General features: G+C 66.0%; 11 protein-coding genes. 8 read left to right on the plus strand and 3 right to left on the minus strand.

Annotated elements, in window-relative coordinates:
* Window positions 1-92: 92 nt before the first annotated feature.
* The 4 genes from ACFPAH_RS20800 to yddG all read left to right on the plus strand — a co-directional run bounded on the left by ACFPAH_RS20800 (window position 93) and on the right by yddG (window position 6,072).
* Complete coding sequence (locus ACFPAH_RS20800; protein ID WP_379749158.1) at window positions 93-1,658, plus strand: dienelactone hydrolase family protein; 1,566 nt, start codon at window positions 93-95, stop codon at window positions 1,656-1,658.
* 118 nt (window positions 1,659-1,776) lie between these two features.
* The gene (bla, locus tag ACFPAH_RS20805) at window positions 1,777-2,661 is read left to right on the plus strand and encodes a subclass B3 metallo-beta-lactamase (protein WP_379749160.1); all 885 of its coding nucleotides are present in this window, start codon (window positions 1,777-1,779) and stop codon (window positions 2,659-2,661) included.
* 148 nt (window positions 2,662-2,809) lie between these two features.
* Complete coding sequence (locus ACFPAH_RS20810) at window positions 2,810-5,017, plus strand: OsmC domain/YcaO domain-containing protein (RefSeq protein WP_379749162.1); 2,208 nt, start codon at window positions 2,810-2,812, stop codon at window positions 5,015-5,017.
* 149 nt (window positions 5,018-5,166) lie between these two features.
* Window positions 5,167-6,072 carry an aromatic amino acid DMT transporter YddG gene (gene yddG / locus ACFPAH_RS20815; RefSeq protein ID WP_379749164.1) on the plus strand — a complete coding sequence of 302 codons (906 nt, stop codon included), beginning with the start codon at window positions 5,167-5,169 and terminating at the stop codon, window positions 6,070-6,072.
* Window positions 6,073-6,102: 30 nt separating this feature from the next.
* Here the strand turns inward: yddG and ACFPAH_RS20820 are convergent, their stop codons facing one another.
* Window positions 6,103-6,744, minus strand: coding sequence for a class I SAM-dependent DNA methyltransferase (locus tag ACFPAH_RS20820; protein WP_379749166.1), 642 nt, complete (start codon window positions 6,742-6,744; stop codon window positions 6,103-6,105).
* Between the two features lie 154 nt (window positions 6,745-6,898).
* Here ACFPAH_RS20820 and ACFPAH_RS20825 point away from each other — a divergent pair, with 154 nt between their 5' ends.
* Complete coding sequence (locus ACFPAH_RS20825; RefSeq protein WP_379749168.1) at window positions 6,899-7,579, plus strand: ankyrin repeat domain-containing protein; 681 nt, start codon at window positions 6,899-6,901, stop codon at window positions 7,577-7,579.
* 17 nt (window positions 7,580-7,596) lie between these two features.
* Window positions 7,597-8,061, plus strand: coding sequence for a nucleoside deaminase (locus tag ACFPAH_RS20830; protein ID WP_379749170.1), 465 nt, complete (start codon window positions 7,597-7,599; stop codon window positions 8,059-8,061).
* A gap of 42 nt (window positions 8,062-8,103) precedes the next feature.
* On the opposite strand, the gene leuA is transcribed toward ACFPAH_RS20830, so the two are convergent.
* Complete coding sequence (leuA, locus tag ACFPAH_RS20835; protein WP_379749172.1) at window positions 8,104-9,798, minus strand: 2-isopropylmalate synthase; 1,695 nt, start codon at window positions 9,796-9,798, stop codon at window positions 8,104-8,106.
* Window positions 9,799-10,444: 646 nt separating this feature from the next.
* Window positions 10,445-12,307 carry a dihydroxy-acid dehydratase gene (gene ilvD / locus ACFPAH_RS20840; protein ID WP_379749174.1) on the minus strand — a complete coding sequence of 621 codons (1,863 nt, stop codon included), beginning with the start codon at window positions 12,305-12,307 and terminating at the stop codon, window positions 10,445-10,447.
* A gap of 355 nt (window positions 12,308-12,662) precedes the next feature.
* Between ilvD and ACFPAH_RS20845 the strand changes: the two genes are divergently transcribed.
* The gene (locus ACFPAH_RS20845; protein ID WP_379749176.1) at window positions 12,663-14,279 is read left to right on the plus strand and encodes a methyl-accepting chemotaxis protein; all 1,617 of its coding nucleotides are present in this window, start codon (window positions 12,663-12,665) and stop codon (window positions 14,277-14,279) included.
* Window positions 14,280-14,659: 380 nt separating this feature from the next.
* Window positions 14,660-16,189: an acyl-CoA carboxylase subunit beta gene (locus tag ACFPAH_RS20850; protein WP_379749178.1), complete on the plus strand. Its 1,530-nt coding sequence runs from the start codon at window positions 14,660-14,662 to the stop codon at window positions 16,187-16,189.
* The last annotated feature ends 73 nt before the right edge of the window (window positions 16,190-16,262 follow it).

Here is a 16,262-nt window from a genome sequence, read left to right on the forward strand (position 1 = left end):
CGGCAGCCATGATCCCGGGCTGCCGATAAAATCATGCGCGCATCTAGACAAAATGGTCTAGTATGGGGAGCTCAACAACAAGGGAGCCCACCATGCGTGTCTTTGTCCTGCTTTTTGTTAGCGTTCTCGTCGCCCTTCCGGCAGGCGCCAGCCAGCCTGCATCCCGGTTTGCCTTCCCCAACCCGCCGGGCCCGTTCGCGGTCGGATTCAAGGCGGTGCACCAGTACGACCATACACGTGCCTACCGCACCGGGGTCGATCCCTTGAGCGGCAAACGCTACGACGGTGAGCGGGCGCGGCCGGTGCAGACCCTGGTCTGGTACCCGGCAAGCGGGCCCGGCAAGCCCCTGGTCTACGGCGACTACCTGAAGCTGACCGGGAGCGAGGACGACTTCAGCCGCACCGAGGCCCAGGCCGCCAAGTTTGCGGACAATGTTGTCCGCGGCAACTATTTTCCCGTATCGGGCGCGGAGCAGGGAGAGGCCGCGCTGCGCGACCCGATGCGCGCCCAGGGCGATGCCGGCGCCGCGCAGGGCAGCTTCCCGGTCGTGCTCTACGCTCCCAGCCTCAGCGCGCCGGCCGCCGAAAACGCCGACCTGTGCGAATACCTGGCCAGTCATGGCTATATCGTCGTCGCCAGTCCCAGCATGGGTACGCGCTCGCGCGAGATGCCGATCGACCTGGAGGGCGCGGAAACGCAGGCGGCCGATATCGCGTTCCTGGTCCGCTACGCCCGTTCCCTTCCCGAGGCCGACCCCGGGCGCCTGGCCCTGGTTGGCTACAGCTGGGGCGGGCTGGCGAACGTGCTCGCGGCCGCGAAGGACCCGCGCATCAAGGCGCTGGTCGACCTCGATGGCTCGGTGCGCGCCTATCCGGACCTGATCGCCGCCGCGAAGTACGTCACCCCGGCCACCATCCGCCTGCCGATGCTGTTCGCCGGCGGACGGCCGCCCTCGATGGAACTGCTCGCCAAGCGGGGCAAGCCGGTGTCGGGCTTCCTCAACGACGTCAAGCATGCCGACCTGTACAAGCTGACGATGTACCCGATGCAGCACTTCGCCTTCTCGTCGACCTACCTGCGCTTCGCGCCCGACACGATGTTCAACCAGTACCCGCGCGCAGACGTGAACCGCGCCCATGGCTGGGTTGCCGACTACGTGCTGCATTTCCTCGACGCCTACCTGAAGGACGACGGCGCGGCCCGTACCTGGCTGGCCGCCACGCCGGCAAGCCATGGCATTCCGGCCTACGCGGCCACGCTGGAAGCACGGCCGGCAGAGCCGGGACCGGCTAGCCGCAGCGAGCTGGCAGCCGAGCTGGCGCGCCGCGGTTTCGAGCACGCGCATGCCGCCTACGAGGCGCTGCGCGCGCGCGACAAGACCTTTACCCTGCCTGAAGCCGAGCTCAACGCCTGGGGCTATGGACTGGCAGCGGCCGGCCAGCCGCAGCAGGCCGTCCAGATCTTCCGCCTTGCCACGCTCGTGTATCCGGACAGCGCCAACGCCTTCGACAGCCTCGCCGAGGGCTATGCCGAAGCCGGCAACAAGGCTGCGGCGATCAAGCACTATCGCCGCTCGCTCGAACTCGACCCGAACAACAAGAATGCGCAGCAGCGGCTGGAGCTGCTCGGTGCCGGCAGCACAGTACGCGGCCGGTAAGGATGCTGGTGCGGGCGTATCGCCAGGCGGCCGCTTCGGTCTACAATGAACGCCGCTTGCACGCCCGGCCCAGGTCGGAATAGACACATAAGCTAGGCCGCGCCTCGGCCTTATAAAAATGAAAAAAACCCCTGTCTGCTTATCCGCTATCGTCCTCGCCGCTGCCCTGGTGCCTGCCAGCGCAGCGGAGTGGTACGCCCCGCAGGAACCGTTTGCCGTCTACGGCAATACCTATTACGTCGGTACGGGCGGCCTCAGCGCGCTGCTGGTTACTTCTGCCGCCGGTCATGTCCTGGTCGACACCGGCGGGCCGAAGTCGCCCGCCCGGCTCGTCCAAAACATCCGCAGCCTGGGATTCAAGGTCGAGGACATCCGCTACATCCTCAATTCGCATGCCCACCACGACCATGCGGGCGGCATTGCCGAACTCCAGAAGCTGAGCGGTGCCACGGTATTGGCGAGCCCGGCTTCGCTGGCCGTGATCGCAAGCGGCCAGCCCGACAACACCGACCCGCAGTTGGCCGGCCTGGTTCCGATGGCGCCCGTCGCGAAGATTCGCGCGGTCCAGGACGGCGAAGTAGTCCGGCTCGGGCCGATCGCGCTCACCGCGCACTTCACACCGGGGCACACCAAAGGAGGCACCAGCTGGACCTGGCAATCGACGGAAAAGGGACGGACGGCGAATATGGTGTATGCGGACAGCCTGTATGCCTTGTCCGGCGACCGGGTGCGCTTCAGCGCCAACCCCGGCTACCCCGATGCGAAGGCAGCCGTCGAGCGATCCATCGCCACGGTCGCGTCGCTCAAGTGTGACGTGCTGGTGGCCGCCCACCCGGAACTGGGCGGTCTGTGGGAGCGCAAGGCCAGGCAGCCGGCACTCGGCAACGCCGCCTTTATCGACCAGGACGCGTGCCGGAACTACGCCGCCAAGGCGCGTGCCTGGCTGGCAAAAACGCTGGCCGACGACGCGGCGGCTGCACACAGCGGCAAGGCGAACCAGTGAGGTGCATGCACAGCGGTACATAAGACCGCCGTTGCTCATTCATAAAGCCCTGTTTTTACAGGGCTTTTTTATTTTCGCCTAGGCGATGCGGACGAAACAACGGATAATGGCGGCCATATCATTTTGAGCAAACAGTCTGGATTCTCTCATGGAAATTAAGGTCAACTTTCTCGACAAGCTGCGTCTCGAAGCCAAGTTCGACGACTTCACGGTCATCGCCGACCAGCCGATCCGCTACAAGGGCGACGGCTCGGCCCCTGGCCCCTTCGACTACTTCCTGGCCTCGTCGGCCCTGTGCGCAGCCTACTTCGTGAAGTTGTACTGCAATACCCGGGACATCCCGACCGAACACATCCGCCTTTCGCAGAACAATATCGTCGACCCGGAAAACCGCTACAAGCAGATCTTCAAGATCCAGGTCGAGCTGCCGGCGGATATCTCCGAGAAGGATCGCCAGGGCATCCTGCGCTCGATCGAGCGCTGCACGGTGAAGAAAGTGGTGCAGCAGGGGCCCGAGTTCGTGATCGAGGAAGTGGAGAGCCTGGACGCCGACGCCCAGGCCTTGCTGACCTTGCAGCCCGGTGCCGAAGCCCGCACCTATATCCCGGGCAAGGACCTGCCGCTGGAACAGACCATCGCCAACATGTCGGCCATGCTGGCGAGCTGGGGCATCAAGATCGAAATCGCCTCCTGGCGCAACATCGTTCCGAACGTCTGGTCGCTGCATATCCGCGATGCGCACTCGCCGATGTGTTTTACGAACGGCAAAGGCGCGACCAAGGAAAGCGCGCTGGCCTCGGCCCTCGGCGAATACATCGAGCGCTTGAACAACAACCATTTCTATGCCGGCGTGTTCTGGGGCGCGGACATCGCCAACGCGCCCTTCGTGCATTATCCGAACGAGCGCTGGTTCCAGCCAGGCCCAGGCGACGCGCTGCCCGCGGGGATCCTCGACGCCTATTGCCTGGACGTGTACGACCCCGATGGCGAGCTGCGCGCTTCGCACCTGGTCGACACCAATTCCGGCAATGCCGAACGCGGCATCGTTTCTCTGCCCTTCGTGCGCGAGTCGGATGGCGAGACCGTGTATTTCCCGTCCAACCTGGTCGAGAACCTGTATGCCAGCAATGGCATGAGTGCCGGTAACACGCTGGCCGAAGCGCAGGTGCAATGCCTGTCCGAGATCTTCGAGCGGGCGGTGAAGCGCGAAATCCTGGAGGGCGAAATGGCCTTGCCGGACGTGCCCGCCGAAGTGCTGGCGAAATACCCGGGCATCCTCGCGGGCATCGCGGCGCTGGAAGAGCAGGGCTTCCCGGTGCTGGTCAAGGATGCCTCGCTGGGCGGACAGTATCCGGTGATGTGCGTCACGCTGATGAATCCGCGCACCGGCGGCGTGTTCGCCTCCTTCGGCGCCCATCCGAGCTTCGAGGTGGCGCTGGAACGCAGCCTGACGGAACTGCTGCAGGGGCGCAGCTTCGAGGGCCTGAACGACCTGCCGCAGCCGACCTTCGCCAGCGAAGCCGTGACCGAGCCCTACAACTTCGTCGAGCACTTCATCGATTCCAGCGGCGTGGTCTCGTGGCGCTTCTTCAGCGCCAAATCGGATGTCGACTTCGTCGAGTGGGATTTCTCGAGCCAGGGCCAGGACTCGAATGCCGAGGAAGCGGCGACCCTGCTCGCCATCCTCGCCGACATGGGCAAGGAAGTCTATACGGCCGTCTACGACCAGCTGGGCGCCATCGCCTGCCGCATCCTGGTCCCCGGCTATTCCGAGGTCTATCCGGTCGAAGACCTGGTCTGGGACAACACCAACAAGGCGCTGCTGTTCCGCGAGGACATCCTGAACCTGCACCGCCTGGACGACGACGCCCTGGCGGCGCTGCTCGAGCGCCTGGAGAACAACGAGCTGGACGAGTACGCCGACATCGCCACCCTGATCGGCATCGAGTTCGACGAGAACACCGACTGGGGCCAGTTGACGGTGCTCGAATTACGGCTCTTGATCAACCTCGCGCTGCAGCGATTCGAAGACGCCCACGAACTGGTGGGCGCCTTCTTGCAATACAACGACAATACGGTCGAACGCCGCCTGTTCTACCAGGCCCTGAATGTCGTGCTGGAAGTGGAACTCGACGATGAGCTGGAGCTGGACGATTACGTGCACAACTTCCGCCGCATGTTCGGCGACGTCCGCATGGACGCGGCGCTGGGGGCGCTGGACGGCAGCGTGCGCTTCTTCGGCTTGACGCCGACCAGCATGCAGCTGGAAGGGCTCGACCGGCATCATCGCCTGATCGACAGCTACCGCAAGCTGCACGCGGCGCGGGCGAAAGCGGCAGGGCTGAACCTGCGGTAAGGCCGCCGGGCGCGCACCTCCTGGACCGGCCTGAGTAGCTGTCCCTCGCTGACGAGGGGGCGGTCCCCGATGTCCAGGCGGTGACTTGCGAGTCACACCGAGATCAGGACCGGTTGGATCGACGCGCCCACATACATCGGAATCCAGTGATGAAAAATACGAACAAGGCGACCATGATCGGCCTGGTGGCCGTCCTGCTGTGGAGTTCTATCGTCGGCCTGATCCGCAGCGTCAGCGAGCACCTCGGTCCGACGGGCGGGGCTGCCATGATGTACAGCCTGGCCTCGGTGTTCCTGCTGCTGTCGGTCGGGCACGTGAAGCTGGGCGAATTCCCGCGCCGCTACCTGGTATGGGGCAGCCTGTTGTTCGTGGCCTATGAACTGTGCCTTGCGCTCTCGATCGGCTACGCCGACAACGCGCGCCAGGCCATCGAGGTCGGCATGGTCAACTACCTGTGGCCGACCTTCACCATCGTCGCCGCGATCCTGTTCAACCGGCAGCCGACCAATCTGCTCATCGTGCCAGGCTTCCTGCTCTCGATCGTGGGCATCTGCTGGGTGCTGGGCGGCGAGCAGGGTTTCGATGCGGCCGGCATGCTGGCCAACGTGCGCGACAACCCGCTCAGCTATGGCCTGGCTTTCGCCGGCGCGCTGATCTGGGCCGGCTACTGCACGGTCACGGCGCGTATCGCCGGCGGCAAGAACGGCGTGACGCTGTTTTTCATCCTGGTGTCCGCCAGCCTGTGGGTCAAATACCTGCTCGAGGGCGGCGGGCGGATGGACTTCAGCCTCGAGGCCATCGTCTACCTGGTGCTGGCAGCCGGGGCGATGGGCTTCGGCTATGGCGCCTGGAACGTGGGCATCTTGCACGGCAACGTGACGATCCTGGCAGGGGCGTCCTATTTCATTCCGGTCCTGTCGGCCGCGCTGTCGTCGCTGCTGTTGCGCACCCACTTGCCGGGCGCCTTCTGGCAAGGCGCGGCCATGGTCTGCGGCGGCGCCGTCCTGTGCTGGATGGCGACCCGCGCGAAGGCCGCGCGGCAGGCCGCCACCTGAGCGCCGACCCCATGCACGAACCGGCCGGCGTTATCGTCGCGGACGGGAGTCGGAGCGCTGTACGACCATGTAGAGATGTTTTTCGGGGTACTGGTCGAATTCGAGATGCCGGCACACGCATCCGGCTTCGCCGATGAGGGCGAGAAGGCCCGGGATGCCGAGCGTGCTGTAAGTGAGCGCGGGTCCCATGCTCGCGTCGACATGTTCGCCCGCCGTATCCAGTCCGCCTGCCGAGAAGACGAACACGCCGCCCGGTTCCAGGCCGCGCATGAGCTTGAGCATCAGGGGGCGCTGCTCGTCCAGCCGCACGTGCCAGATGCTGTCCCAGGCCGAGATGAAACGGTAGCGCCGCGGGAGCGGCCAGCTGCGGATGTCGGCCTGGTGCAGCAGCACGGCCGGATCGGCGTTCGCGGCCAGGGCCAGCATGCGCGCGGACAGGTCCACGCCTTCGATTGCCAATCCACGGTTGCGCAACAAGCTGTTGAAGCGCGTGCTGCAGCCGCAGCCGGCGTTGAGCGCCCAGCCTGGGTTGTCGCCTTCGAGGAAAGCCAGCGCCCGCCGATGCTGGGCGAGGCCGTTCGCCTGGTCGAATGCGGCGTCCAGCCAGCGTTCGGCCAGCATGTCGTAGGCGGCAGCGGTCGGATCCGGAGTGTGCCCTGCGCGATCGTTCATGGCGCAAGTATATACGGGCGGCCGATCGGCAAGGGCGCGCTCGCGCGGCCCGCACGGGAGGCGGACGGCTGCGGAGGCGCGCATGCCATAATCTTATGTCCGGCCAGCCCATGGCGGGCTGTATCTCCGCTTACGCTATCCACCTGGAGACCCCATGAACAAGTTACTGGCCGTGCTCGGCGGCGTGCTGCTGGCGCTTGCCGCCTCCGCCTCCGCCTCCGCCTCCACCTCCGCCAAGCCCAAGGATGAGCATGCGCTGCATGCCGCCGCCGAACGCGACGATGTTGCCGCCATCCGCCGGCTGCTGGCACAGGGCAGCGCGCTCGATGCGCGAGACCGTTCCGGTGCCACCGCGCTGCTCGTCGCGACCAGGGCCAACAAGGTGGGCGCCGCCAGGGCGCTGATCGAGGCGGGCGCAAATGTGAACGCGAAAGACCGGATCCAGGACAGCCCCTACCTGTATGCGGGCGCGAGGGGACACCTCGCCATCCTGAAAATGACCCTGGCCCACGGCGCCGATCTCAATAGCACCAACCGCTACGGGGGAACGGCCCTGATTCCGGCCGCCGAGCGCGGCCATGTCGAAGCGGTCAAGACCCTGATCGATGCCGGCGTCGCCGTCGACCACGTCAACAAGCTGGGGTGGACGGCCTTGCTCGAAGCGATCATCCTCGGCAACGGGGGCGAACGCCACCAGCAGATCGTCGCCGTGCTGCTGGAGGCCGGCGCGAATCCGAATCTCGCCGACGGCGAGGGCGTCACACCCCTCCAGCATGCGCGCACGCGGGGCTATCGCCGGATCGAACAGCTGCTGCTCGGCGCCGGCGCGCGCTGAATTCGAAAGGAGAAGGAATGAAACAGATGGAACAGGATTTTCTCGAACAGGCCATCGCGCTGGCCTATGCCAATGTCGACCAGGGCGGGCGCCCGTTCGGCGCGGTGATCGTCAAGGACGGCAAAGTCATCGCCAGTGCCGTCAACGAGATCGCGCAGACCAACGACCCCACGGCGCATGCGGAGCTGCTGGCAATCCGGGCCGCGGGCCGGCAACTGGGCTCGCCCTCGCTTGCCGGCTGCGCCGTGTTCGCCAGCGGCCACCCATGCCCGATGTGCATGGCGGCCATGCGCCTGGCCGGGGTGGCGGAGGTGACCTACGCCTATTCCAACGAGGACGGCAGCCCGTTCGGCCTGTCCACCGCGGACGTCTACGCCGATCTCGCCAAGCCGTTCGCCGAGCAATCGATGCGCATCCGCCATGTGCCGGCGCGGCTCGAGGGCAGGGAAGACCTGTACGCGCACTGGCGAGAGCGGCATTAGCGCGCCCCCTGGCGCTGCGCCGCTTTCGCTCGACGACGGCTGCTAGGCCGCCAGCGCCGTGACCGGCGCCCCTTGCGCCGCCACGTGGCGGTTCACCGCCGACAGCACCGCCTTGAACGAGGCCGTCACGATATTGCTGTCGATGCCGACCCCGAACAGGGTCTGGCCATTCCCGACACGCAGTTCGACATAGCAGGCGGCGCGCGCATCGGCGCCGGAGCCGATCGCATGCTCGTGGTAATCCATCAGGCGGATGTCCATGCCCAGCGCCTGCACGAAGGCGTCGATCGGGCCGTTGCCGCTGCCATGCAGCGCGCGCTGTACCGCGCCGTCGGCGATGGCGACATCGACCTGGACCGGCGCATTGGCGGAACCGGCGCCGCCCTTGTCCGTCATCCGGTGCGAGCGGTAGCCGTAAGGCGTGTCCTGCTCCAGGTATTCGCGGGTGAACAGGGCGTGGATGTCGGCGGCGGCGATCTCGCGCCCGCTGGCGTCGGCCAGGCCCTGCACCACGCGCGAGAATTCGATCTGCAGGCGGCGCGGCAGGGCCAGGCCGTATTCCTGTTCGAGCAGGTAGGCCATGCCGCCCTTGCCGGACTGGCTGTTGACGCGGATGACGGCGTCGTAGCTGCGCCCGAGGTCGGCCGGGTCGATCGGCAGGTAGGGCACTTCCCAGATGGCGTCTTGCTGCTGGCATGCAAAACCCTTCTTGATCGCATCCTGGTGCGAGCCCGAGAAGGCGGTGAATACCAGGTCGCCGGCATACGGATGGCGCGGATGGACCGGCAACTGGTTGCACTCCTCGACCAGCTGGCGCACGGCGTCGATGTCCGAAAAGTCCAGGCCTGGATGCACGCCCTGGGTGTAGAGGTTCAGCGCCAGGGTCACCAGGTCGACGTTGCCGGTGCGCTCGCCATTGCCGAACAGGCAGCCCTCGACGCGGTCGGCGCCGGCCATGACGGCCAGCTCCGCGGCCGCCACCGCCGTGCCGCGGTCGTTGTGCGGGTGGACGCTGATGACGAGGGACTCGCGCCGTTCGAGGTGGCGGCACATCCACTCGATCTGGTCGGCATAGACGTTCGGCGTGCTGGCCTCGACGGTCGAGGGCAGGTTGACGATCATCGGCTTGGCCGGCGTCGGCTGCCATTCGGCGCTGACGGCGTCGACGATCCGCTTCGAGAATTCCAGTTCGGTGGTCGAAAAGGATTCGGGCGAGTATTCCAGGCCCCATTGCGTCTGCGGGTGAGCCGCCACCAGTTCCTTGATCAGGCGGGTGCCGGTGACGGCGATGTTGACGATCTCGTCCTGCCCCATGCCGAACACGACGCGGCGAAATACCGGCGCCACCGAATTGTAGATGTGGACGATGGCGCGCTTGGCGCCCGCCGCGGCGTCCACGGTGCGGCGGATCAGTTCCTCGCGCGCCTGGGTCAGCACGATGATGGTCACGTCCTCGGGAATGCGGTTTTCCTCGACCAGCATGCGCACGAAGTCGAAGTCGGTCTGCGAGGCCGAGGGGAAGCCGACCTCGATCTCCTTGACGCCGATTTTCACCAGCATCTCGAAGAAGCGCAGCTTCTTCTCGGGGCTCATCGGCTCGATCAGCGCCTGGTTACCGTCGCGCAGGTCGGTGCTCATCCAGATCGGCGGGCGGGTAATCGTGTTGCTCGGCCATTGGCGGTCGGCCAGTGGGACGGCGGCGAAAGGACGGTATTTGGCGGATGGGTTGGTCAACATGTCAGCTCCTGCTAAAGATTTTTCTGTGCCGGGATCGGCGCGGGAGTGGCGGCAGGCTGCCGGACGGGCCACGGAAACGCTAGGCCCGGCAACCGATCGGTAGTTTTAGCGCGCCTAACAAAACCTCCATGGCGGCGTTGCATTCGTCTCGCCGTACTAGCGTACTGTCTTCGACGATGCGCCTTGCCCTGAAGGTTTTGTTAGGCGCTTGGCGCAGGAGACGAACGAAGGCGTGCGCGCTCGGGTTGAGCGACTGAGGGAGAACTTGGAGGGAATGCGGCAGTGCGAACATCGGTCGAATCCTGTAGCTACTTGAAACCGGCAGGGCCGGACGCGGACAAACTTCAGGCGCGTAGTAGTAGCGCCGGCAGCAGGCCGGTTAGCGGTAGGACAGTCGACAGGTGCAGTTGGGTGAACATTGACTTCACTCTAAGCGGCGGGCGCTTGGCTTGTCAAGTGTTTCCGGAAGAGGCAGGCCGCGCCGCCGAAGCAAAAAAAAAGCCCGCTAGCGGCGGGCTTGAAGACTATTTTCTTGGAGGAGAATAGTGGAGACAGGTTGATTATGCTGCCGCGCAGCATATAAATCCAATGATCGTTCGTTATGTCCCTTATTCAGGATTCATATGAATAGGGTGCGCAGGAGCGATCAGCGTTTCAGCTGGGCCAGGTCGCGCACCGCGCCGCGGTCGGCGGAGGTGGTCAGGGCCGCATAGGCCTGCAGCGCCTGCGACACGTAGCGATCGCGCCCGACCGGCTGCCAGGCATCGGCGCCGCGCGCCTCCATTGCCGCGCGCCGGTGCGCCAGCACCTCGGCGGACACGCGCAGGTCGATGGTGCGCGCCGGGATGTCGATATCGATCATGTCGCCTTCCTCGACCAGTCCGATCGCGCCGCCTTCCGCCGCTTCCGGCGAGGCGTGGCCGATTACCAGGCCCGACGAGCCGCCCGAGAAGCGCCCGTCCGTGAACAGGGCGCAGGTCTTGCCGAGGCCCTTCGACTTGATATAGGAAGTCGGGTAGAGCATCTCCTGCATGCCGGGGCCGCCTTTCGGGCCTTCGTAGCGAATGATGACCACGTCCCCCGCGTGCACAGTGTCGCCCAGGATGGCGTCGACCGCCGCGTCCTGGCTTTCGAACACCCGCGCCTTGCCGGAGAACTTCAGGATGCTCTCGTCGACGCCGGCCGTCTTCACGATGCAGCCCTTCTCGGCGATGTTCCCGTACAGGACCGCCAGGCCGCCGTCCTGCGAGTAGGCGTGGGCCCGGTCGCGGATGCATCCGGCGCTGCGATCGAGGTCGTTGCTGTCGAAACGCTCGGACTGCGAGAAGGCGACCTGGGTCGGCACGCCGCCCGGCGCCGCGCGGAACAGCTGGTGCACGGCAGGGTCGTCGCTGACGCGGATGTCGTACTTCGCGATCGCGTCTCCCATGGTCGGGCTGTGCACGGTGGGGAGCGAGGTGTCGAGCAGGCCGGCGCGCGCCAGTTCGCCCAGGATGGCGACGATGCCGCCGGCGCGGTGCACGTCCTCGATGTGGAACTTGTCGGTCATCGGCGCCACCTTGCACAGGCAGGGCACCTGGCGCGAGATGCGGTCGATGTCGGCCATCGTGAAGGCGACCTGCGCTTCGTGGGCGGCGGCCAGCAGGTGCAGCACCGTGTTGGTCGAGCCGCCCATCGAGACGTCGAGCGCCATCGCGTTCTCAAAAGCGGCCTTGGTCGCGATCGAACGCGGCAGGACCGAATAGTCGTCCTGCTCGTAGTGGCGTTTGGCCAGCTCGACGATCAGGCGGCCGGCGCGCAGGAACAGTTCCTTGCGGTCGCCGTGGGTCGCCAGCACGGTGCCGTTGCCGGGCAGGGACAGGCCGAGCGCCTCGGTCAGGCAGTTCATCGAATTGGCCGTGAACATGCCCGAGCAGGAGCCGCAGGTAGGGCAGGCCGAGCGTTCGATCTCGGCCACGTCGGCGTCCGAGACGCTGCTGTCGCCGGCCTTGATCATGGCGTCGACCAGGTCGAGCTTGATGACCTTGCGGTCGTTGTTGACCACCTTGACCACCTTGCCCGCTTCCATCGGGCCGCCGGACACGAACACTACCGGGATGTTCAGGCGCATCGCGGCCATCAGCATGCCGGGCGTGATCTTGTCGCAGTTCGAGATGCAGACCATCGCGTCGGCGCAATGGGCGTTGACCATGTATTCGACCGAGTCGGCGATCAGGTCGCGCGAGGGCAGCGAGTACAGCATGCCGCCGTGGCCCATGGCGATACCGTCGTCCACGGCGATGGTGTTGAATTCCTTTGCCACGCCGCCCGCCGCCTCGATCTCGCGCGCCACCATCTGGCCCAGGTCCTTCAGGTGCACGTGGCCGGGCACGAACTGGGTGAAGGAATTGACGACGGCGATGATGGGCTTGTCGAAGTCGCCATCCTTCATGCCGGTGGCGCGCCACAAGGCGCGCGCGCCCGCCATGTTGCGGCCCTGGGTGGTGGTGTGGGAACGGTAAGTCGGCATGCAATCTCCTGGCGTAGCGGTCGAATGTGAAAACACTACGGTGCCGGATCGCCGGTGATTTGTCTAATATATGATGGAGAGCCCTGTGATTCTTTTTGCGTATCGACCGACATTGGACCTGTGTCGATTAGCAACTACCCTTCCCGCATCGATGATGTCAATACACTACCGAATCGTTGTTTTTCCCACTTGGTTTATTAACTTGTCGATAAGCAACAACAATTTTTCTTGGTTGAATTGAATCCGAGCAACAAATTGAGTGTAGCCTCTAAAAAATCGGCATGCGGCTTGCGGTGTATCCGCAAGATCCTTGTCGTAACGCATACCTCTTTCGACTTACTCATGGTTTGAAACAATGGTCCTCTCTAATCTCCGTATCGGTACCCGTCTCGGCAGCGCCTTCGCCGCCATCCTCTTCCTGTTGGTCCTCATGCTGTGCAGCGCGCTGTGGCAGATGAACCGTATCGCCGAGGCCAAGAACACCATGGCGGCGACCAGCCACAAGGTCAAACTCGCCAAGGACTGGCTGGGCGGCATCGCCACCAACAGCGTGCGCACGCTGGCGAAACTGCAGGCGACCGATCCCGCGGACGAGAGCCAATACGAGCGCGACATGAAGGCCGTCAGCGCCGGCGTGTCGACGGTACAGAAGGAGCTGGAATCGCTGGTGGTAAGCGAGAAAGGCAAGCAGTTGCTGGCCCAGGTGGCCGAGCGGCGCAAGCACTACACGTCCGTGCGCGACCAGGCGTTCAAGCGCAAGGCGGCGCTCGGTGGCCTCGACCAGGAACTCAAGGCCTATGCCGCGACCACCGTCACGCCGGCGATGAAGGACTACGTCGGCGCGGTGGAGGAGGTCGTCGCCTTCCAGGAGGGCTTGTTCGCGAGCGCCAACAGCCAGATCGATGCCATCACCGAGGAAGCCGTGCGCCTGCTGGTCGGCATCGGCATCGGCGCCATCCTCTGCGGCGCGCTCTTCGGCATCTTCCTGACCCGCAGCATCACCCGCCCGCTGGCGCGCGCCGTCTCCCTCGCGCAGCAAGTCGCCTCCGGCAACCTCACTGCCGACATCCGGGTCAGTTCGCGCGACGAGGTCGGCGACCTGCTGGCCGCGCTGAAGGTCATGAACGCCAGCCTGCTCAAGACGGTGGCCGAAGTGCGCAACGGGACCGAGGCGATCGTCACCGCCTCGCAGCAGATCGCGTCGGGCAACCTCGACCTCTCCGCGCGCACCGAGCAGCAGGCCAGTTCCCTGGAAGAGACGGCGTCCTCGATGGAAGAACTGACCAGCACCGTGCGCCAGAACGCCGACAGCGCGCGCCAGGCCAACACGCTGGCGCGCTCGGCTTCCGAGATCGCCGTGCGCGGCGGCGCGGTGGTCGCCGAAGTGGTGTCGACCATGGAATCGATCAATGCGTCCTCGAAGCAGATTGGCGACATCATCGGCGTGATCGACAGCATCGCCTTCCAGACCAATATCCTGGCCCTCAACGCCGCGGTCGAAGCGGCCCGCGCCGGCGAGCAGGGCCGGGGCTTCGCGGTCGTCGCCTCCGAGGTGCGCAACCTGGCCCAGCGCTCGGCCGGGGCGGCCAAGGAGATCCGCACCCTGATCACCAACTCGGTGGAAAAGGTCGGCGCCGGCGGGCGCCTGGTCGACCAGGCCGGCGCCACCATGCAGGAAATCGTGCAAGGCATCACGCGCGTGACCGACATCATGTCCGAGATCGCTTCGGCCACCACCGAGCAGACCCTCGGCATCGAGCAGGTAAACGCCGCCATCACCCAGATGGACAGCGTCACCCAGCAGAACGCCGCCCTGGTCGAAGAGGCAGCGGCGGCGGCGGCCTCGCTGGAGGACCAGGCCGCGGCCCTGGCCCGGCTGGTCAGCACCTTCACGGTCGACCCGTCCGCCGCCGGCCAGCCGCCGCGCCTGGGGACGCAGCGAGCCGGCGCACCCCGGCTGATCGCGGCCTGACGGCGCCGCGCCCGCCGGCCCGGCCATCAGGCGCCGGAAGCTGAGCGACTGCCGTCCGGGCAGCGTTGCCGCCCGGACGCGCAACCGCGCAAGGAGCGGCGCACTGCGCCGGGCTGCTTGCTGCCGGCCTCCTGAATTTCCTTGTTCACTCCCTGTCCGTGTTCCCCGCACGGATATGCCCGGGTTGCCCACCGCCCGGGCCGCGTCCCCTGTTTCTGTCGACTTATCCCCCTTCGAAAAACCTTCCGTAGTCTTATCGGACGATGGTTTTGTTTCTTGCCGCATGAATAATCAGACGCGTATTGATCCAAGCCGGCGGGCTCGGGTCTGGGCATCGGCTCAGCCCGGGTCCCTATCGTCCAATTCACGATGGGACTTCGATGACGACCAGGTATCAGGAGTGGGAGCCAGTCCTGCAGGAGCTCGAGCGACGGCGCGCAGCCGCGCAGGCCATGGGTGGCCCGGAGAAGGTCCAGCGCCATCGCGACACGGGCAAGCTCGACGCACGCCAGCGCCTGGCACGCCTGTTCGACCCGGGCAGTTTCGTGGAGCTGGGCGCTTTCGCCGGCGGCATGGCAGCGGCCGGCTCCGGGCCCGTCGGCGCCGACGCGCTGGTCGCCGGATTCGGCATGATCGACGGCCGGCCCGCCCTGGCCGGTGCAGAGGATTTTACGGTACTCGGCGGCTCGATCGGCGACGCGACTGCCGACAAGCGATATCGCCTCACCCAGCTCGCGGCGCAGGAGCGGGTGCCGCTGGTCTTCATGCTCGAAGGGGCAGGGCACCGCTTGACCAACACCCATGCGGGACGGCGCCCGAACGATCTGCAGGGGCTGGCCGACCTTTCCGGCCAGGTCCCGATCGTCTGCCTGGTCATGGGCGCCGCTGCCGGGCATGGCGCGCTGACCGCCCCGATGTCCGATTTCGTGATCATGACGCAGGCGGCATCGATGTTCGCCGCCGGCCCGCCGCTGGTGAAGGCGGCCACCGGCGAGTCGGTGACCAAGGAGCAGCTCGGCGGCCCCCAGGTGCACGTGGCAGTCTCGGGGGTTGCCCACAACCTTGCCGCGGACGACGAGGCAGCCATCGCGCTCGCGCGGCGCTACCTGTCCTACTTCCCCCTGAACGCCTGGGAGCGTGCCCCCAGGCGCAATGGCGGCGATAGCGGCGATATCGGCGAACGTCGCCTCGATGCCCTGCTCGACCTGGTCAGCCCCAACGCGCGCACGCCTTACCGGATGCGCAAGGTGCTGGAGCTGTTGGTGGACGACGCCAGCCTGCTCGAGATCCAGCCCCAGTTCGGTGCGTCGGTCATCGTGGCGCTCGCCCGCCTGGGCGGCGAGAGCGTCGGCATCGTCGCCAACGACCCCAGCGTGATGGCCGGCTCCATCGATGCCGACGGCGCCGACAAGGCCACCCATTTCATGGACGTGGCCAGTGCGTTCGGCCTGCCGATGATTTTCCTGGCCGATAACCCTGGCGTCATGGGCGGGACCAGGGCAGAGCAGTCCGGCGTGCTGCGCCATGCGGCGCGCATGTTCGTCGCGCAGCGCCGGCTGCAGGTGCCGAAGCTGCACGTGACCATGCGTAAAGCCTTCGGATTCGGCTCCTCGATCATGGCGATGAATCCGTTCGACGGCCAGACCCTGTCGCTCGCCCTGCCTGCGGTGACGCTCGGCTCCATGCCGGTCGCCGGCGGCGCCGACTCGGCGAAACTCGACGATGCCACGCGCGCGCGACTCGAAGCCGAACAGGCAGGCGAGTCCTTCCGCGTCGCGGACAGGATGGTCTACGACGACGTGATCGATCCGCGCGACCTGCGCAATGCCCTGCTGCGCGGCCTGTCGCTCGGCGCCGGCCGGCACGCGCAGGCCCGCAGCCCGCGACGGGTCCCCGGCATCACGCCATGATCGCCGCCAAGACCGCCACCTATTCGAGAACCGACCAACAACAGGGACAAACGTCATGACAAACATGGGGACA

Source organism: Massilia sp. GCM10023247 (assembly GCF_042653325.1).
Classification (GTDB): Bacteria; Pseudomonadota; Gammaproteobacteria; order Burkholderiales; family Burkholderiaceae_D; genus Telluria.